A 17,852-nucleotide genomic window follows, 5' to 3' on the forward strand; every position below is an offset into this window, starting at 1 on the left:
ATGCTCGCCGACGTACGGAAAATCGCCGGCCTCGCGTGGCCGGTGTTGATCGGCCAACTGGCGATCATCGCGTTTGGCGTGATCGATACGGCGATGGTCGGCCGCTACTCGGCAGTCGACCTGGCCGCGCTCGGCCTCGGCTCGTCGATCTATATCTCCGTGTATATCGGCCTGACCGGCATTCTGACCGCGCTGCAACCGATTACCGCGCAACTCTACGGCGCGCGCCGCTATGCCGAGATCGGCGAGGAAGTTCGCCAGGCCTTGTGGCTCGCGGCGGCGCTGACCGTGATCGGCTTCCTGATTCTGTTTTTTCCGGGCCCCGTGCTGCAGCTGGCGCGCGTGCCCGAGGCGCTGCACGAGCGCACTGTCGCGTATCTGCGGATTCTGGCCTTCGGCTTGCCGGCCGGCCTCGCTTTTCGCGTCTACAGTTCGATCACCAATGCGGTCGGCAAGCCGCGGCTTGTGATGATCCTGCAGATCGGCGCGCTGCTGCTGAAGGTGCCGCTCAATACGTGGTTCGTCTTCGGCGGGTTCGGCGTGCCGGCGCTCGGTGGGCCGGGCTGCGCGCTCGCCAGCACCATGATCAACTGGGCGCTGGCCGCACTCGGCATGCTGCTGCTGACGCGCGTCGACGTATTCACGCCGTTCGCGATCTTCGCGCAGTTCTGCTGGCCGGTCTGGCGACGCCAGGCGGCGCAATTGCGGCTGGGCATTCCGATGGGCCTGTCGTATCTGATCGAAGTGACCTCCTACACGTTCATGGCGCTCTTCATTGCGCGCTTCGGCACGACGACGCTGGCCGGCCACCAGATCGCCGGCAATATCGGCGCGGTGCTGTACATGACGCCGCTGTCGATCGGCATCGCTTCGTCGACGCTGGTCGCGCAGGCGCTCGGCGCGCATCGTCCGGAAGCGGCGCGCACGCTGTCGCGTCACGGCATCATGATGGCCATGGCGATCGCCTGCTGTTACGGCGCGATCGTGCTGGTGCTGCGGCCCTACATCATCGAAGGCTATACGCCGAATGCGCAGGTCGTGGCGGCGGCGTTGCCGCTGGTGTTGATCGTCGTGTGCTACCACCTGTTCGATGCATTGCAGATCACCACCGCGTTCGTGCTGCGCGCCTACAAGGTGGCGGTCGTGCCGACCGTGATCTACGCGGTGGCGCTGTGGGGCGTCGGGCTCGGCGGCGGCTATGTGCTCGGCTTCAACGTGACCGGCGTCACGCCGGAATGGCTGACCGGCGCGCGCGGTTTCTGGGTGGCGAATACCGCGAGTCTCGCGATTGCGGGCATCGGCTTGCTGATGTATTGGCGTGTGGTGAGCAAGCGGCATTCGCATGCCGAGGCGGCGCTTCGGGCGGATTCGGCGACTTGACGGGGTTGTCTGTCGTAGGCTGCAGAATGGCCGGGCTTTCTTCCTGATAAGCCGCTGTTTGGTTCCTGCCCACATACGCTCTGTCGTAGTGGCTGCCAATAATAGACCGTTAGTTGCGTTGCAGGCTCAATAAAAAGCGGCTGATCCAAGCAGCCGCTCGCCCTACCCTTGCTGTCGCCCTTGCCTCGCGGATCTCAACCCGCGTGGGTTTCCTTCTCCCGCACCTGCGCGGCGCTCGCCGATTGCGCGTCATTCAATGCCTGATCATGGCGCTCGAAAATCTCGCGTGCGGCAAACAGCGCATTCAGCGCCGCCGGAAATCCCGCATAAAGCGCCATCTGCATGAACACCTCGACGATTTCCTCGCGCGTGCAGCCGACGTTCAACGCCGCCTCGATATGCACCTTCAGCTGCGGCTGCGCGCAGCCGAGCGTGGCCAACGAGGCAATCGTGGCGATTTCACGGGCGCGCAGATCGAGTTGCGGCCGGCTGTAAATGTCGCCGAAGCCGAATTCGATCAGCAGACGGCCAAAATCCGGCGCGATCGGCGCGAGCGCGGCGATCACCTGCTCGCCGGCCGAGCCGTCGATCTGCTTCAGTTTGTCCCAGCCTCGGGTGTAGCGGTCGTTGTGTGGGTGGTCCATGGTGAGTCCTATTCCGAATGTGAATGCGCCTGGGTTTCGTCGGTCTGTCGTGTCGAACGATCGGCGGCCGGTGCGCGCCCGGCCGCTTCGTAGTACGCGATCTTGTCGACGATCGCGCCGAGGTTGATCTGCAACTCGGCGATTCGCGCCAAAACCGCATCCCGATGCGCCACCAGCATGTCGCGGCGCGCGCCCACCGTCGGCTGACCTTGCGCGCGCAACGCCGCGAACGCCTGCATGCCGGCGATCGGCATACCGGTCGCCTTCAGGCGCATCACGAACTGCAGCCAGTCGAGATCGGCCGGCGAATACAGCCGATGCCCCGCCTGCGTGCGGCCGACGGCGCGAATCAGCCCGGCCTGTTCGTAGTAGCGCAGCGTATGCGTCGAAACGCCGATCGTTTCAGCGACCTGCCCGATGGTGAGTGCTTTCGAGATATTCGACATGACGGAACTCAGGTTAGGACTTCGAGTGCACTCTAAGTCAAGCGCGTCGTGCTGTCATTTGTCTCCACGGTCATTTTTTTATGGCGTGGGGGTTTGATCGATAAACTCATAAGAGCCTAATAACGAGGCAAAAGGTTTAAATCTTGTTCACACTGATTTACTTGTCATGAATCGATCGGTATAAATCGTCCGCGTTCGCAAATAAGGGCGCGCAATTTGTTCTATGCTTAAGCGCAGCGAATGCTGACAGGATGCGTCGTCCCGAGTCGTTTGAGTCGTCCCTTTGCGGCTCACTTTTTTGCCCTCAATGGAGTGCTTGCCATGCTGAAGAAGCTTTTAATGCTTTGCGTTGCTTTGGCTTTGTCGCTGTCGGCCGGATTTGCGGCGGCCGTCGAAGTGAACTCCGCCGATCAGGCGGCGCTCGAATCGGTTAAGGGTATTGGCCCGGTGCATGCGAAAGCGATCATCGACGAACGCACCAAGAATGGCCCGTTCAAAGACGCCGATGATCTCGCCACGCGCGTCAAGGGCATCGGAGCCAAATCGGTGACCAATCTCGAAGCGGCCGGACTGACGATCAATGGCTCGTCCACGCCGCCGAGCGGCGCCAAGCCCGTCGCGAAGCCGAGCAGCACGGCCGGCACCAAGGCAGCGCCCGCGGCTACTGCGCCTACGGCGGCGCCAACCACGGCTGCGAATACGACGCCAGCCGCCCCGGCGGATGCTTCCGGCGCGAAGGCGTCGAAGTCGAAGAAGAAGAGCAAGGCTGCGGCGTCCGAGGCGGCAGCGGCTTCCGCGCCGGCTACTGCGGCAGCGGCGGCGCCGGCTGATGCCTCGGATACCAAAGCATCGAAGAAGAAAGCCAAGAAGAGCAAGGCCGCATCGGCTGCGGCGGCCTCGGGCGGTGCCTGACTGCACGAAACGAGGACCGGACAGAATGAAACGGAGTACGAAACAGGATTGTGCGCCGGCAGCGTAAAGGCCCAGGTGATACGCGCGTGATCCCACGCGACGAACCATCAGCGCCGCCGCGCCGCCGCCCGCCTTCCTTCCACGGCGCCGCGCAACCGCGCAGCGTTTTCACCCGCTGACCCGTCAAGCACGTGTCGGCATTCAAGAGAGACCGTCATGAGCCTACTCGACACACTCGGTTCCCTGGTTGGCAAATCCCCCGAAGGCGGTGGCCAGCAAGCCCTGGTTTCGGCCGCACTCGAATTCGTCAATAGCCAGCCGGGCGGGCTGAACGGCCTGATCGACCGTTTCAAGGAAAAAGGCCTCGGCGACATCGTGACCTCGTGGGTCAGCAACGGCGAGAACCAGCCGATCGCGCCGGACGCGCTGCACAGCGTGCTCGGCTCGGAGACCGTGACCAACCTCGCGGCGAAGGCCGGCGTGCAGCCGGATCAGGTCACCGGCCTGCTGTCGCAGATTCTGCCGCACGTCGTCAACGCGGCCACGCCGGAAGGCGAAGTGCCGGCCGAAGGCAAGCTGAACGCCACCACCGTACTCGGCGCGCTCGGCGGCTTGTCCGCGCTATTCGGTAAAGGCAACGCGTAACAACGCGGGCGGCCTCGCCTGCCGTGTGCCCGCTTGCGCAATCAACGGGCATAAAAAAAAGCGGCAACGAAGTCACCCTCGTTGCCGCTTTTTAACGTCGACGGGAACGGCTCGATCGCCGCCGTTCCCTTCTTCGAAGAACGCGTTTCGCTTAATGCACGACGCGTTCGAACACCAGCTTGCCTTCTTCCAGTTCGACCGGAATCACGTCCTTCGGACCGAACTTGCCGGCGAGTATCAGCTTGGCGACTGGGTTCTCGATCTCCTGCTGGATCGCGCGCTTCAACGGCCGCGCGCCGAACAGCGGATCGTAGCCGACCTTGCCGACATGCTCGAGCGCCGAATCCGACACCACCAGTTGCATGTCGAGCTTGGCCAGCCGCTCGTGCAGACGTTGCAACTGGATCCGCGCGATCGACTGGATATTCGAGCGGTCGAGCGCATGGAACACCACGACGTCGTCGATCCGGTTCAGAAACTCGGGCCGGAAGTGCAGCTTCACTTCTTCCCAGACCGCGTCCTTCACCGCTTCCTGCGGCTCGCCGACCATCGACTGGATCACTTGCGAACCGAGGTTCGACGTCATCACGATCACCGTGTTCTTGAAGTCCACGGTGCGGCCCTGTCCATCGGTCATGCGGCCGTCGTCGAGCACTTGCAGCAGCACGTTGAACACGTCCGGATGCGCCTTCTCGATCTCGTCGAGCAGGATCACGCTATACGGCTTGCGACGCACGGCTTCCGTCAGATAACCGCCTTCTTCGTAGCCGACATATCCCGGCGGCGCACCGATCAACCGCGCGACGCTGTGCTTCTCCATGAATTCGCTCATGTCGATACGGATCAGATGATCTTCCGAATCGAACAGGAACGACGCCAACGCCTTGCACAACTCGGTCTTGCCGACGCCGGTCGGTCCGAGGAACAGGAACGAACCGTACGGCCGGTTCGGATCCGACAGACCCGCGCGCGAGCGGCGGATCGCATCGGCCACCGCGCTGATCGCCTCGTCCTGGCCGACCACGCGCGCGTGCAGCTTCTCCTCGATCTGCAGCAGCTTTTCGCGTTCGCCCTGCATCATGCGCGACACCGGAATACCGGTGGAACGCGACACGACTTCAGCAATTTCTTCCGCACCGACCTGCGTGCGCAAGAGCCGCGGACGCGTCGGATTGTTCTGCTCGTTCGCCTCGGCCTTGGTCACTTCCTTCAACTGCGCTTCGAGACCAGGCAGCTTGCCGTACTGCAATTCGGCGACCTTTTCCAGCTTGCCTTCACGTTGCAGACGCGTGATTTCCGCCCGCGTTTTCTCGATCTCTTCCTTCAGTTGCGCGCTGCCCTGCACCGCCGCTTTTTCCGCAGTCCAGATTTCTTCGAGGTCCGAATATTCGCGATTCAGCCGCTCGATTTCTTCCTCGATCAACTGCAGGCGCTTTTGCGACGCTTCGTCCTTTTCCTTCTTGACGGCTTCGCGTTCGATCTTCAACTGGATCAAACGACGGTCGAGCCGGTCCATCTCTTCCGGCTTCGAGTCGATTTCCATCTTGATCTTCGAAGCGGCTTCGTCGATCAGGTCGATGGCCTTGTCCGGCAGGAAACGATCCGTGATGTAGCGATGCGACAGTTCCGCCGCCGCCACGATCGCCGGGTCGGTGATATCGACGCCGTGATGCAGCTCGTACTTTTCCTGTAGACCGCGCAGGATCGCGATGGTCGCTTCCACCGTCGGTTCGTCGACCAGCACCTTCTGGAAGCGGCGCTCGAGCGCGGCATCCTTTTCGATGTACTTGCGATATTCGTCGAGCGTGGTCGCGCCGACGCAATGCAGTTCGCCGCGCGAGAGCGCCGGCTTGAGCATATTGCCCGCGTCCATCGCGCCTTCGGCCTTGCCCGCGCCGACCATGGTGTGAATTTCGTCGATGAAGACGATGGTCTGGCCTTCGTCTTTCGCGATGTCGCTCAGCACGGCCTTCAGGCGTTCCTCGAACTCGCCGCGATACTTGGCGCCGGCCAGCAAGGCCGCCATATCGAGCGACAACACGCGCTTGCCCTTCAGCGTTTCCGGCACTTCGCCGTTGACGATACGCTGCGCCAGACCTTCGACGATCGCGGTCTTACCCACGCCCGGTTCGCCGATCAGCACCGGGTTGTTCTTGGTGCGGCGTTGCAGAATCTGAATCGAACGACGGATTTCATCGTCGCGGCCGATCACCGGATCGAGCTTGCCGGCCCGCGCGCGCTCGGTCAGATCCACGGTGTATTTCTTCAGCGCTTCACGCTGGCTTTCGGCGTCCTGGCTATGCACTTGCGAGCCGCCGCGCACCGCGGCGATCGCGCTTTCCAGCGACTTGCGCGACAAGCCGTGCTGACGCGCGAGACGGCCGGCCTCGCCTTTGTCGTCCGCGACCGCGAGCAGGAACATCTCGCTCGCGATGAACGTGTCGTTGAGCTTTTGTGCTTCCTTGTCGGCCTGGTTCAGCAGACCGGTCAGCTCGCGGCCGATCTGCACGTTGCCGTCCGTGCCCTGCACTTGCGGCAGACGCGTCATGGCGTCGCCGAGCGCCGTTTGCAGCGCCTGCACGTGCACGCCGGCACGCGAGAGCAGCGAGCGTGCCGAGCCGTCGTGTTGGGCGACGAGCGCCGAAAGGACGTGAACCGGTTCGATGTATTGATTGTCATGGCCGACGGCCAGACTCTGGGCATCCGCCAGCGCTTCCTGGAATTTAGTGGTGAGTTTGTCGATTCTCATCAAGCGACCTCCAATTTCGATTACCACCAAAATGAGGCGTTTTATCCAGGTTTCAAGCGCTTTTTTGCCTCAAGCGTCAACTATTTAACATTTGGCGCGAGAGAAATGCCTGGCGCATTCAGGCCAGCGACGCAGAGTCGCCGCCAGCCGATGCGACCGGCGTAATCGGAATCACGTTGCTCAAACCGAGTAGCGCGGCCAATGGGCCGTGCGGCTGCGCCACCTCTCCAATGGTATGACGGTCGAGTTCCGCGAGGAAGGCATTGCGCGCCGCCTCCAGCGTGTTTCGCAGACGGCACTGCGCGGTAATCACGCAACCACGGCGCTCACCGTGCTGATCCGGAAAACAGCCGACCAGCGCAAAGTCGCTTTCCGTCGCGCGCACGATTTCGCCGACCGTCAGCGCGTTCGTCTGTTCCGCGAGCCGCAGGCCACCGTTGCGACCGCGCACGGTCTCGACCCAGCCGAGTTCGCCGAGTTGCTGCACGACTTTCATCAAGTGGTTCTTGGAAATGCCGTACGCGTCTGAAATGTCCTGGATCGTCGACAAGCCGCTGCCGCGAACGGCGAGGTAGAGCAGGACGCGTAGTGAGTAATCCGTATAGTCGGTCAGTCTCATGAGTGCAGGTATCGCAATGAGCGCAAGCCGCGATCCGGGAGATAACCGCGTCGATGCAAGGGTTGCCGTGGGCCGTCGCTTCGCCCTAAGATGCAGGCGCTACGCATATTTTCCGGTTCTGCGCAGACAGGCGGGGTGGGTCATTCGGCAGTAATGGTAACGTTTCCTGCCTGGGGCATTCTTACGAAAAGCGGGGTGTTCGCATCCTACTTCCTTCCATTCGGCCTCGATTTGAGGCCATTCCTGACGCTCCGCGGCGCCCTATTGCGAGGCGCGATGAATAGCCGCATTCTTTTGGAATTTGCATGAACCCGTCCTTCCCTGCCGCGCCGGTCGTCGAGCGCGCCGCCGAACCCACCGAGGCGAATATCCGCGATCTCGTCTACGGCTTTTACGACCGCGTGCGTGCCGATGCGCTGCTCGGCCCTGTATTCGACGCGACGCTGGCGGGCCGCTGGGACGATCATCTGCCCAAGATGTGCACGTTCTGGGGCAGCCTCGTGCTGGGCGCGAAGCAATACCGCGGCAACGTGCAGCAGGCGCATCAGCCGCTCGAGGGAATCGAGCCGCAGCACTTCAGCCGCTGGCTGTATCTGTTTCTGGATACGGTCGAATCGCGTTATCAGCCTGCCGCGGCGGTGCGCTTCATGGAACCGGCGCTGCGGATCGCGCAGAGTCTACAATTGAGCCGTTTCGGCTGGGACTACAAGATTCCGGAGGAACAGCAGGCACTGCTGGAGCGCGTTGCGCCGAAACGGCGTCCGCGCGACGGTGAGGATGCGGCTCACGCGGCGCGTCCGTCAGGCGAGCCGTTTCCGGCGCGGATCATTGGCCGGGCGCGGGATGAATGAGCCGGTTTCAGGCTTCAGGGTCGTTTTATCCCATCCGGCGGGCCGGAAAGCATCACCCGTACGGTTACAGTTTTGGGAGCGCTTCAGACCGTCGTGAGTGGCGGCAAGATGCTTGTTTGGCCCGCAGAATCCTGCAAACCCGAACCCGCCGCGTCTATTCCCCCGTCCGATTGCCCGATTCAATGCCCCAGCGGGCGAGCGCCGCGTCGTCGGTGACGCGGGCATCAACCCAATGCTCACCGGCCTCGGTCTTCTCTTTCTTCCAGAACGGCGCCTGGGTCTTCAGGTAGTCCATCACGAATTCGCACGACGCGAACGCTTCCCCGCGATGCATGGCCGTCGTCGCCACCAGCACGATCTGGTCGAGCGGATAGAGCTTGCCGACCCGATGCACGATCGATACCTCGATGCCTGGCCAGCGCTCCCGCGCGCTCACGATGATCGCCTCCAGCGACTTCTCCGTCATGCCGGGATAGTGTTCGAGTTCCATCGTCTCGACCGTGCTGCCGTCGTTCAGATCGCGCACGGTGCCGACGAAGCACGCCACGGCGCCGATCTTCGGATTGCGCGCGCGCAATGCGGCGACCTCGGCGGTGAGGTCGAAGTCTTCCGTCTGGACGCGAACGGGCATCTGTGACTCCTATGCGGTTAAGCGGCGTGGCGGCGTTGCGGCTCAGCCACCAGTGACGGGCGGAAAAAACGCGACTTCGCAGCCTTCGGTGACGCGCGTGCCGGCGCTGGTCATCACGTGATTGCAGGCCATGCGCAGCGCGCGGCCTTCAGCCAGCGTGTCGGCCCAGATGCCGCCGCGCACGCGCAGCCACGCGCGCACATCGCCGACGGTCGCGATGCCGTCGGGCAGGTCGACGGTTTCGTCGGCCAGGTCGAGCGCTTCACGCACGCTCGCAAAATATCGGAGTTGAATCTTCATCGGGATGCCACCGGCTCTGGCCGGCCTCAGTTCAGCAATTCGGAAAAAGGAATGAAGCGCACGGTCTCGCCGGCGCTGATCGCGTGATTCGGCGGATTGTCGATCAGGCCGTCGCCCCAGACCGTCGACGTCAGCACGGCCGAACTTTGATTAGGAAACAGATCGAGGCCGCCGGCCGGGTTGATGCGCGCGCGCAAGAATTCGTTGCGGCGGTCGGCCTTGCTCTGCGTGAAATCCGCCCGCAGCGACAGTGCGCGCGGCGCGACCGTCTGCACGCCGGCGAGGCTCAGGATGAACGGCCGCACGAACAGCAGGAAAGTGGCGAAGCTGGACACCGGATTGCCGGGCAAGCCGATAAAGAAGGTTTCCGCCGAGTCCGAGGCCAATGCCGAAGCGGATGCCGACTCCGCCGCCTCACCACGCTGCGCCGCGCGGCGCACCGCGCCGAACGCGAGCGGCTTGCCCGGCTTCATCGCGATCTGCCACATCGCAAGCCGGCCCTCTGCCTCCACCGCCGGCTTCACGTGATCCTCCTCGCCCACCGACACGCCGCCGCAAGTCAGGATGAGGTCATGCGCCTCGGCGGCTTCGCGCAGCGTCGCGCGGGTCGCGTCGAGCTTGTCCACGACGATGCCGTAGTCGGTGACTTCGCAGCCGAGCTTCTCCAGCAGGCCGCGCAGCGTGAAACGGTTCGAGTTGTAGATCGCGCCCGGCTTCAGCGGCTCGCCGGGCATGGTCAGCTCGTCTCCGGTGAAGAACACGGCGACCTTGACGCGCTGCCGCACCACCAGTTCGGCGCAACCGACCGAGGCGGCGAGTCCCAGCGCCTGCGGCGTGAGCCGCGTGCCCGCCGGAAGAATGACCGAGCCGCTGCGGATATCCGCGCCCTGCGCCGTAATCCATTCACCCGGTTGCGGACTGTGCAGGATGGTGACTTCCGCGCCGGCGGCTTCGGTTTGCTCCTGCATCACGATCGCGTCGGCGCCGGGCGGCACCGTAGCGCCGGTGAAGATGCGCGCCGCCGTGCCGGGCTTCAGGGGCTCCGGCGCGTGACCGGCCGGAATGCGCTGCGAGACCGGCAAGCGGCTGTTGCCCTGCGTCGTCAGATCCGCCGTGCGGATCGCGTAGCCGTCCATTGAACTCGTGTTCATCGGCGGGACGTCGAGCGGCGACGTGACGTCGGCCGCGAGCACGCGGTTCAGCGCTTCCAGCGTGGGGATCGATTCTGTGCCGGCAATCGGGCTCGCTGCGCTGAGCAGGGTCGCCAAGGCTTCGGCGGTGGCGAGCATCGGCGCGCGGGGCGTGGGTGTGGACATCTCAGGTCTCGAAGCCGCAGGTTAAAAGAATATTGTAGCGGTCGAAGCAGAGAGCCTGGGCGGCGGGCGTTATCAGGGGAGTTTTTTGGAGCTTGAGCGCTTGCCGCGAGGCTTCGCGGCAAGCGTCATTTTGCGTGAGGCGCCTGGAGCATGTCGGCCAGGCTGCGTGAGCCCTGGACAACGCGCTCACGCTTCACGGCAACCGCGTCTTAAGCGCCCGCCTTCGCCACAATGAAGTCCTTCACGCGCTGCGCATCCGCCGGCAGCACTTCGAAACGCTGCGGCAGCGACTCCAGGCCCGAGAATGCGGCCGGCCGCTCCGGCTCGCGCAACAGCGCTTCGCGGATCGTCTCGCCGAACTTGATCGGTTGCGCCGTCTCCAGCACGATCATCGGAATGCCCGGCTGCAGATGTTCGCGCGCCACCTTCAGACCGTCGGCCGTGTGCGTGTCGATCATCGTGTCGTAACGTTCGAACACGTCGCGGATCGTATCCACGCGGCTGTCATGGCTGCTGCTGCCCGACACGAAACCGAACTCCTTCACGCGCGCGAAATCGCCGCTCGCCGCGAGATCGAAGCCGCCCTTCTCCTCGACATCGCGGAACAGTTGCAGCACGCGCGCCGGATCGCGGCCGAGCAGATCGAACACGAAACGCTCGAAGTTCGACGCCTTCGAAATGTCCATGCTCGGGCTGCTGGTGTGATACGTCTCGGCCGCCTTGCGCACGCGGTAAATGCCCGTGCGGAAGAACTCGTCGAGCACGTCGTTTTCGTTGGTCGCGACGACCAGCTTCTCGATCGGCAAGCCCATCATGCGCGCGATGTGGCCCGCGCACACGTTGCCGAAGTTGCCCGACGGCACCGTGAACGACACGCGCTCGTCGTTCGACTTCGTGGCTTCGAAATAGCCCTTGAAGTAGTACACGACCTGCGCGACGACGCGCGCCCAGTTGATCGAGTTGACCGTGCCGATCTTGTACTTCGCCTTGAACGCGTGATCGTTCGAAACGGCCTTGACGATGTCCTGCGCGTCGTCGAACACGCCTTCCACGGCGATATTGAAGATGTTCGGGTCCTGCAGGCTGTACATCTGCGCGGTCTGGAACGCGCTCATCTTCTTGTGCGGCGACAGCATGAACACGCTGATGCCCTTTTTGCCGCGCATCGCATATTCCGCGGCGCTGCCGGTGTCGCCCGAGGTCGCGCCGAGAATGTTCAGCGTTTCGCCATGCTTGGCGAGCGCGTATTCGAACAGGTTGCCGATCAACTGCATCGCCATATCTTTGAACGCGAGCGTCGGACCGTTCGACAGTTCCAGCAGCGACAGCGGCGCGCCGTTCTCGACGCCCAGTGTTTTCAGCGGCGTGATCTGCGCGGCGCTTTCGTCGTCGCGCACGTTGCAGTACGTGGCCGCCGTGTACGTCTTGCGCGTGAGCGCGCGCAGGTCTTCGGCGGGAATGTCGTCGCTGAATTTGGACAGGATCTCGAAGGCGAGGTCCGCGTACGGCAGCGTGCGCCAGCGCGTCAGTTCGTCAGCCGTGACGCGCGGGTAGTCGGCGGGCAGGTAGAGGCCACCGTCTTTGGCGAGACCGCCCAGCAGGATGTCGGAAAAGGTATGGCGCTCGCCGGCTCCGGCGCCGCGCGTGGAGAGGTAGTTCATAGTTCGGCCTAGTTCAGCGCTTCCATGCGCAGCTTCGTGACTTGCGAGACAACGGTCTTCAACGCTTCGATCGTTTTAATCGCGGCGTTGACGTTCTTCTCAACCGTTTCGTGCGTAATCAGGATGATGTCGGTTTCGCCCTTGCCGTTCGCGTCGACCTGCTCCGATTCCTTCTGCAGCAGCGCGTCGATCGAAATGCCGGTGTCGGCCAGAATGCGCGTGATGTCGGCCAGCACGCCCGTCACGTCCGCCACCCGCAGACGCAGGTAGTAGCCGCTCGTGACTTCGTCGATCGGCAGGATCGGGGTGCTCGACAGACTGTCCGGCTGGAACGCCAGATGCGGCACGCGATGCTCCGGGTCGGCCGTGTGCAGACGCGTCACGTCGACCAGATCGGCCACCACGGCCGAGGCCGTCGGCTCGGCGCCCGCGCCCTTGCCGTAGTACAGCGTGGTGCCGACCGCGTCGCCGTGCACGACGACCGCGTTCATCGCGCCTTCCACGTTCGCCAGCAGACGCTTTTCCGGAATCAGCGTGGGATGCACGCGCAATTCGATGCCCTTGTCGGTGCGGCGCGCGATGCCGAGCAGCTTGATGCGGTAGCCGAGTTCCTCGGCATATTTGATGTCGATCGCCGCGAGCTTGCTGATGCCTTCGACGTAGGCGCGGTCGAACTGCACCGGCACGCCGAACGCGATCGCGCTCATGATGGTCGCCTTGTGCGCGGCGTCCACGCCTTCGATGTCGAAGGTCGGATCGGCTTCGGCGTAGCCCAGTTCCTGCGCGGCTTTCAATGCGGTCGCGAAATCGAGCCCGCGGTCGCGCATCTCCGAGAGGATGTAGTTCGTCGTGCCGTTGATGATGCCCGCGATGTACTGGATGCGATTGGCCGTCAGACCCTCGCGCAGCGCCTTGATGATCGGAATGCCGCCCGCCACCGCCGCCTCGAACGCCACCATCACGCCGTTGGCGCGCGCCGCTTCGAAAATCTCCGTGCCGTGCACCGCGAGCAGCGCCTTGTTGGCCGTGACCACGTGCTTGCGGTTCTTGATCGCGCGCAGAACGAGGTCGCGCGCCACGCCCGTGCCGCCGATCATTTCGGCCACGATATCGATCGACGGATCGTCGACCACCGCGTTGAAGTCATCGGTCAGCGCCACCGTGCCGGCTTCGCTGCCCAGCGCCGCTGTCGCCTTCGCGGGATTGCGCACGGCAATGCGCGCAATCTCGATGCCGCGGCCCGCGCGGCGTTTGATTTCTTCCTGATTGCGGCGCAGTACCGTGAAGGTGCCGCTGCCTACCGTGCCGAAGCCCAGCAGTCCAACTTTGATCGGTTCCATGCAGCGTGTGTTTTCGAGTAGATGATTAAAAGGGAAACGGGTGGCGCCTGGCGGACGGCGCGACGCGGTGGGAGCCGCGTCGTACGCCGTATTGTGCGCTAGGCAGAGTGACGCTTGCGGTAACCGTCGAGGAAGCGCGCGATGCGGTTGATCGAATCCGCGAGATCGTCCACGTTCGGCAGGAACACGACGCGGAAGTGATCCGGCGTTTTCCAGTTAAAGCCCGTGCCCTGCACGAGCAGCACACGCTCTTCCAGCAGAAGGTCGAGGATGAACTGCTGGTCGTCCTGAATCGGATAAATCTTCGGGTCCAGACGCGGAAACATGTACAGCGCCGCTTCGGGCTTCACGCAACTCACACCCGGGATGGCCGTCAACATGTCATACGCGAGTTCGCGCTGTTTGTACAGGCGCCCGGTCGGCACGATCAGGTCGTTGATGCTCTGATAGCCGCCGAGCGCGGTCTGGATCGCGTACTGGCCGGGCACGTTCGGGCACAGGCGCATGGACGCCAGAATGCCGAGCCCTTCGAAGTAGTCTTTCGCGTGACGGCGGTTCTCGCCGGCGGTCAGGCCGGAGATGAACATCCAGCCGGCGCGGTAACCGCACGAACGGTAGCTCTTCGACAGACTGTTGAAGGTGACCGTGAGCACGTCTTCGGAGAGCGCCGCCATGGACGTGTGCTTCTTGCCGTCGTAGACGATCTTGTCGTAGACCTCGTCGGCGAAGATTACGAGGCCGTGCTGGCGGGCAATCTCGATCAGGCCGAGCAGCAGTTCGTCCGAATACAGTGCGCCGGTCGGATTGTTCGGGTTGATGACCACGAGCGCGCGCGTGTTCGGCGTGATCTTCGCGCGAATGTCGTCGAGGTCGGGCATCCAGCTATTCGATTCGTCGCAGATGTAATGCACTGGCGTGCCGCCCGACAGGCTCACGCCGGCGGTCCACAACGGGTAATCGGGCGCGGGCAGCAGCACTTCGTCGCCGTCGTTCAAAAGGCCCTGCAGCGCCATCACGATCAGCTCGGAGGCGCCGTTGCCGATGTAGATGTCGTCCAGTTCGACCCCGTGCACGCCCTTTTGCTGCGTGTAATGCATGATCGCCTTGCGCGCGGCGAACACACCCTTGGAATCGGAGTAACCCGACGAACCCGGCAGGTTCAGGATCATGTCCTGAATGATTTCGTCCGGCGCGTCGAAGCCGAACGGCGCGAGATTGCCGATGTTCAGCTTGATGATGCGATGACCCTCTTCTTCGAGCCGCTTCGCGTGTTCGAGGACGGGCCCGCGAATGTCATAACAGACATTCAACAACTTGTTGGATTTGAGAATCGGTTTCACGGCGGGCACTTCATCCTGGTTGATGGCTTGGGCGAACAGACGTGCGTTCCTCAGGCGCGCCAGCGGCGGATTGCACCGGTACGGCAGCGAGCAGAACACACACAGACAAAGCAGACGAAAAGCGGCCGAAAGCGGGCAAAACCAAGGCGGGTAGCCGGTGGGCCGCACCCGTGGACTCAGCGCGGCTTGTGGCGGCGCATGAGCGAGGGGCGCCGCAAGGCGGCTAAAAAGTTATAATTTAGCGGATTTTGGCCGACTTCCGCAATGCACCAACCGCAACGGCAAGCCTTTTCGGCCGCTTGTGACCCGCTTGTGACCCGCTTGTGACCCGCTTGTGACCCGCTTGTGCCCCGTTTGTGCCAGTTTGTGCCCCATGCGCGTGTCCCACTCGCGTCGAATCGCCCTGCCTCGGCTCAAGCCGGTCAGGCCGCCCACACGCATGATGTCTCACGACGACTTCGGAAAACCAATTTGAAATTACATCAGGATTCGAGCGGCGCCCTCAACACCGTCACCGGCTACGGCGCCGACTACGTCGAAATCAATCTGGTGCGCCATTCGGGCAGCATTCTCGTGCTGCCGGACGCACCGGTCATCCCTTGGCCCGTCTCCTCTTTCGAGCAGCTCAGTGCCGAGCACTTCGCCATGCTGGTCGACTCCGCGCCCGAAGTGGTGGTGTTCGGCAGCGGCGAACGGCTGCGCTTTCCGCATCCGCGCCTGATCGCCGCGCTCACCGCGAAGCGCATCGGCGTCGAAACGATGGACTTCAAGGCCGCCTGCCGCACGTACAACATTCTGATGGCCGAGGGCCGCAAGGTCGCGGCCGCGCTGCTGATCGAAGCCTAGAACCGTGGTCGCGCTGCCGGCCCGGAGCGTGTCGGTTGCAATGCGCGCGCGGGCTGCTGCGCAACTTGTCCAGGGCGTTCGCGCCACCGCATTGGAGCGCGCGCCCTGGCCGCGTCACGGCCGATAACGTACACTGCGCGCCATTGATTGCCGGACCGCCAGTCTAAGCATGACCGCGCGCGCCGGCAGCGACCTCTGTCGACGCAAGGTGAAGCAAGCGCCGCCGTCGAAGCTAGCGGCGCGTCGCAACGCAACCAGAACGCCACGCGGACGGTCTCATGCACGCGCGCGCCGAGGATGGCCGTCCCGCCAGGCGCCGGCCGCCTCGCGGGCGACCGCCCGCCTGACCGGTCGCCATTTCCGAACAACACCGCTTCGCCGCCCGCGCGGCGTCGCCACAAAGGTTGAAATCCATGAACGATACGCCGTCCAGGCTACCGCTCAACCGCACCACGATCCTGCTGCTGGTGCTGGCCCTTGCCGTGATCTGGTTCGTGCCGCTCGGCTGGCGCCACCTCTTGCCGAGCGACGAAGGCCGCTACGCCGAAATGGCGCGCGAGATGTTCACGACCGGCGACTGGATCACGCCGCGCTACAACGGCTACAAGTATTTCGAAAAGCCGCCGCTGCAAACCTGGGCGAACGCGCTCACGTTCGCGTGGTTCGGCATCGGCGAATGGCAGGCGCGGCTCTACACGGCGCTGACGGGCTTTGCCGGCGTGCTGCTGGTCGGCTTCACCGGCGCGCGCGTGTTCAATGCGGCGACCGGCGTGTTCGCGGCGATCGTGCTGGCGACTTCGCCCTACTGGAACCTGATGGGCCACTTCAACACGCTCGACATGGGCCTGTCCTTCTGGATGGAGCTGACGCTGTGCGCGCTGCTGCTCGCGCAGCGGCCCAACCTGCCGACCGGCTGCGTGCGCGGCTGGATGTGGGTGTGCTGGGGCTCGATGGCGCTGGCGGTGCTCTCCAAGGGACTCGTCGGCGTGATCCTGCCGGGTGCGGTGCTCGTGCTGTACACGGTGATCGCGCGCGACTGGGCCGTGTGGAAGCGCCTGCATCTGATCGGTGGCCTGATCGTGTTCTTCGCGATCGTCACGCCGTGGTTCGTGCTGGTGCAGCAGCGCAACCCGGAATTCCTGAACTTCTTCTTCATCGTTCAGCAGTTCAAGCGCTATCTGACGCCCGAGCAGAACCGTCCGGGGCCGTTCTACTACTTCGTGCCGGTGATGATCGTCGGCTTCCTGCCGTGGCTCTCGGTGACGCTGCAAAGCGTGCGCCACGTGTGGCGCCTGCCGCGCCAGCCGAACGGCTTCGCGCCGGTCACGCTGATGCTGACGTGGACCGTCTTCATCTTCCTGTTCTTCAGCGCGTCGCATTCGAAGCTGCTGTCCTACACGCTGCCGATCGCGCCGCCGATCGCGCTGCTGATCGGCATGTACCTGCCGCTCGTCACGCGCGAACAACTGCGCCGCCATCTCGCCGGCTATGCACTTTTTCTCGTAGTCGCCGCGTTTGCCGCGTTGTTCATGTCGCGCTTCGGCAGCGCCCGCAATCCGGCCGAACTCTATGCGGAGTACCGCACGTGGGTGCTGGCGGCGCTCGCGGTCGCCTTCGTGCTGACGCTGGCCGCGCTGTGGCTGAACCGCCGCAGCCGGGCCGGCAGCCTCGGTGCCGTCGCCACCTTCGGCGCGGCGTGGCTGCTGCTCGGCACCATCGCCGGCACGGGTCACGACGTGTTTGGCCGCCTGAGTTCCGGCGCGCCGCTTGCGCCCGCCATCAAGGCGGAGATCGCGAAGTTGCCGGCGGATACGCCGTTCTACTCGGTAGGCGTGCTCGACCACACGATGCCGTTCTATGTCGACCACGCCATGATCATGGTCGAGCATCCGGACGAACTGGCGTTCGGCGTGTCCGTCGAGCCGCAGAAATGGATTCCCACCATCGATGCCTGGATCGAGCGCTGGAAGGCCGACCGCTACGCGCTCGCGCTGCTCCCGCCGCCGACCTACGACCGGCTCCTCAAGGAAGGCCTGCCGATGCAGGTGATCGCCCGTGACTCGCGCCGTGTGGTGGTGGAAAAGCCGCTGGCCACGCCCGGCGCGCCGGCAACCGACGCATCGACACCCGCGTCAGTAGAAAAACCACAACAATGACCCCATATCAGGATCT

Annotated in this window: 15 protein-coding genes and 1 pseudogene; 6 read left to right on the top strand and 10 right to left on the bottom strand. The window is 63.8% G+C overall.

Going from position 1 to position 17,852, the window contains the following annotated elements; translation table 11 throughout:
- The gene (locus P0D73_RS04160) at positions 1–1,380 is read left to right on the top strand and encodes an MATE family efflux transporter (RefSeq protein ID WP_408288118.1); all 1,380 of its coding nucleotides are present in this window, start codon (positions 1–3) and stop codon (positions 1,378–1,380) included.
- 194 nt (positions 1,381–1,574) lie between these two features.
- On the opposite strand, the gene P0D73_RS04165 is transcribed toward P0D73_RS04160, so the two are convergent.
- Both P0D73_RS04165 and P0D73_RS04170 read right to left on the bottom strand, forming a co-directional pair.
- Positions 1,575–2,024, bottom strand: a complete 450-nt coding sequence (locus P0D73_RS04165) for a carboxymuconolactone decarboxylase family protein (RefSeq protein ID WP_408429913.1) — start codon at positions 2,022–2,024, stop codon at positions 1,575–1,577.
- 8 nt (positions 2,025–2,032) lie between these two features.
- Entirely contained in the window at positions 2,033–2,470 is a 438-nt protein-coding gene (locus tag P0D73_RS04170; protein WP_408429916.1) for a MerR family transcriptional regulator, read from the bottom strand.
- A gap of 321 nt (positions 2,471–2,791) precedes the next feature.
- On the opposite strand from P0D73_RS04170, the gene P0D73_RS04175 reads away from it, so the two are divergent.
- Both P0D73_RS04175 and P0D73_RS04180 read left to right on the top strand, forming a co-directional pair.
- Positions 2,792–3,382, top strand: a complete 591-nt coding sequence (locus tag P0D73_RS04175; RefSeq protein WP_408429919.1) for a ComEA family DNA-binding protein — start codon at positions 2,792–2,794, stop codon at positions 3,380–3,382.
- A 186-nt stretch (positions 3,383–3,568) separates the two neighbouring features.
- Positions 3,569–4,027 (top strand): annotated as a pseudogene (locus P0D73_RS04180) (YidB family protein); the annotation flags it as partial.
- Positions 4,028–4,178: 151 nt separating this feature from the next.
- Here the strand turns inward: P0D73_RS04180 and clpB are convergent.
- The gene (gene clpB, locus P0D73_RS04185) at positions 4,179–6,776 is read right to left on the bottom strand and encodes an ATP-dependent chaperone ClpB (RefSeq protein WP_132374786.1); all 2,598 of its coding nucleotides are present in this window, start codon (positions 6,774–6,776) and stop codon (positions 4,179–4,181) included.
- Between the two features lie 118 nt (positions 6,777–6,894).
- Positions 6,895–7,395 carry an Rrf2 family transcriptional regulator gene (locus P0D73_RS04190; RefSeq protein WP_408175583.1) on the bottom strand — a complete coding sequence of 167 codons (501 nt, stop codon included), beginning with the start codon at positions 7,393–7,395 and terminating at the stop codon, positions 6,895–6,897.
- A 305-nt stretch (positions 7,396–7,700) separates the two neighbouring features.
- On the opposite strand from P0D73_RS04190, the gene P0D73_RS04195 reads away from it, so the two are divergent.
- Positions 7,701–8,246, top strand: coding sequence for a group III truncated hemoglobin (locus tag P0D73_RS04195; RefSeq protein WP_408429921.1), 546 nt, complete (start codon positions 7,701–7,703; stop codon positions 8,244–8,246).
- Between the two features lie 154 nt (positions 8,247–8,400).
- Here the strand turns inward: P0D73_RS04195 and P0D73_RS04200 are convergent, their stop codons facing one another.
- The 6 genes from P0D73_RS04200 to P0D73_RS04225 form a co-directional block, all read right to left on the bottom strand.
- Complete coding sequence (locus P0D73_RS04200) at positions 8,401–8,877, bottom strand: molybdenum cofactor biosynthesis protein MoaE (RefSeq protein ID WP_408288133.1); 477 nt, start codon at positions 8,875–8,877, stop codon at positions 8,401–8,403.
- A gap of 42 nt (positions 8,878–8,919) precedes the next feature.
- Positions 8,920–9,177: a molybdopterin converting factor subunit 1 gene (moaD, locus tag P0D73_RS04205; protein ID WP_132374790.1), complete on the bottom strand. Its 258-nt coding sequence runs from the start codon at positions 9,175–9,177 to the stop codon at positions 8,920–8,922.
- A 26-nt stretch (positions 9,178–9,203) separates the two neighbouring features.
- On the bottom strand, positions 9,204–10,466 hold the full coding sequence (locus P0D73_RS04210; RefSeq protein ID WP_408430252.1) for a molybdopterin molybdotransferase MoeA: 1,263 nt from the start codon (positions 10,464–10,466) through the stop codon (positions 9,204–9,206).
- 236 nt (positions 10,467–10,702) lie between these two features.
- Entirely contained in the window at positions 10,703–12,154 is a 1,452-nt protein-coding gene (gene thrC, locus P0D73_RS04215; protein WP_132374791.1) for a threonine synthase, read from the bottom strand.
- A gap of 8 nt (positions 12,155–12,162) precedes the next feature.
- Positions 12,163–13,494, bottom strand: coding sequence for a homoserine dehydrogenase (locus tag P0D73_RS04220; protein WP_132374792.1), 1,332 nt, complete (start codon positions 13,492–13,494; stop codon positions 12,163–12,165).
- Positions 13,495–13,592: 98 nt separating this feature from the next.
- Positions 13,593–14,843, bottom strand: coding sequence for a pyridoxal phosphate-dependent aminotransferase (locus P0D73_RS04225; protein WP_408175796.1), 1,251 nt, complete (start codon positions 14,841–14,843; stop codon positions 13,593–13,595).
- 462 nt (positions 14,844–15,305) lie between these two features.
- Between P0D73_RS04225 and P0D73_RS04230 the strand changes: the two genes are divergently transcribed.
- Together P0D73_RS04230 and P0D73_RS04235 are read left to right on the top strand one after the other, a co-directional pair.
- Positions 15,306–15,680: an Mth938-like domain-containing protein gene (locus P0D73_RS04230; protein WP_408175589.1), complete on the top strand. Its 375-nt coding sequence runs from the start codon at positions 15,306–15,308 to the stop codon at positions 15,678–15,680.
- Between the two features lie 413 nt (positions 15,681–16,093).
- Positions 16,094–17,836, top strand: a complete 1,743-nt coding sequence (locus tag P0D73_RS04235) for a glycosyltransferase family 39 protein (protein ID WP_408429924.1) — start codon at positions 16,094–16,096, stop codon at positions 17,834–17,836.
- The last annotated feature ends 16 nt before the right edge of the window (positions 17,837–17,852 follow it).

The sequence above is a fragment of the Paraburkholderia sp. RL18-101-BIB-B genome, from assembly GCF_046026985.1.
Taxonomy (GTDB): Bacteria; Pseudomonadota; Gammaproteobacteria; order Burkholderiales; family Burkholderiaceae; genus Paraburkholderia.

Coding starts and splice junctions, on each gene's coding strand:
- P0D73_RS04160 (WP_408288118.1), top strand. CDS start 1: ATGCTCGCCGACGTACGGAAAATCGCCGGCCTCGCGTGGCCGGTGTTG.
- P0D73_RS04165 (WP_408429913.1), bottom strand. CDS start 2,024: ATGGACCACCCACACAACGACCGCTACACCCGAGGCTGGGACAAACTG.
- P0D73_RS04170 (WP_408429916.1), bottom strand. CDS start 2,470: ATGTCGAATATCTCGAAAGCACTCACCATCGGGCAGGTCGCTGAAACG.
- P0D73_RS04175 (WP_408429919.1), top strand. CDS start 2,792: ATGCTGAAGAAGCTTTTAATGCTTTGCGTTGCTTTGGCTTTGTCGCTG.
- clpB (WP_132374786.1), bottom strand. CDS start 6,776: ATGAGAATCGACAAACTCACCACTAAATTCCAGGAAGCGCTGGCGGAT.
- P0D73_RS04190 (WP_408175583.1), bottom strand. CDS start 7,395: ATGAGACTGACCGACTATACGGATTACTCACTACGCGTCCTGCTCTAC.
- P0D73_RS04195 (WP_408429921.1), top strand. CDS start 7,701: ATGAACCCGTCCTTCCCTGCCGCGCCGGTCGTCGAGCGCGCCGCCGAA.
- P0D73_RS04200 (WP_408288133.1), bottom strand. CDS start 8,877: ATGCCCGTTCGCGTCCAGACGGAAGACTTCGACCTCACCGCCGAGGTC.
- moaD (WP_132374790.1), bottom strand. CDS start 9,177: ATGAAGATTCAACTCCGATATTTTGCGAGCGTGCGTGAAGCGCTCGAC.
- P0D73_RS04210 (WP_408430252.1), bottom strand. CDS start 10,466: ATGCTCGCCACCGCCGAAGCCTTGGCGACCCTGCTCAGCGCAGCGAGC.
- thrC (WP_132374791.1), bottom strand. CDS start 12,154: ATGAACTACCTCTCCACGCGCGGCGCCGGAGCCGGCGAGCGCCATACC.
- P0D73_RS04220 (WP_132374792.1), bottom strand. CDS start 13,494: ATGGAACCGATCAAAGTTGGACTGCTGGGCTTCGGCACGGTAGGCAGC.
- P0D73_RS04235 (WP_408429924.1), top strand. CDS start 16,094: ATGAACGATACGCCGTCCAGGCTACCGCTCAACCGCACCACGATCCTG.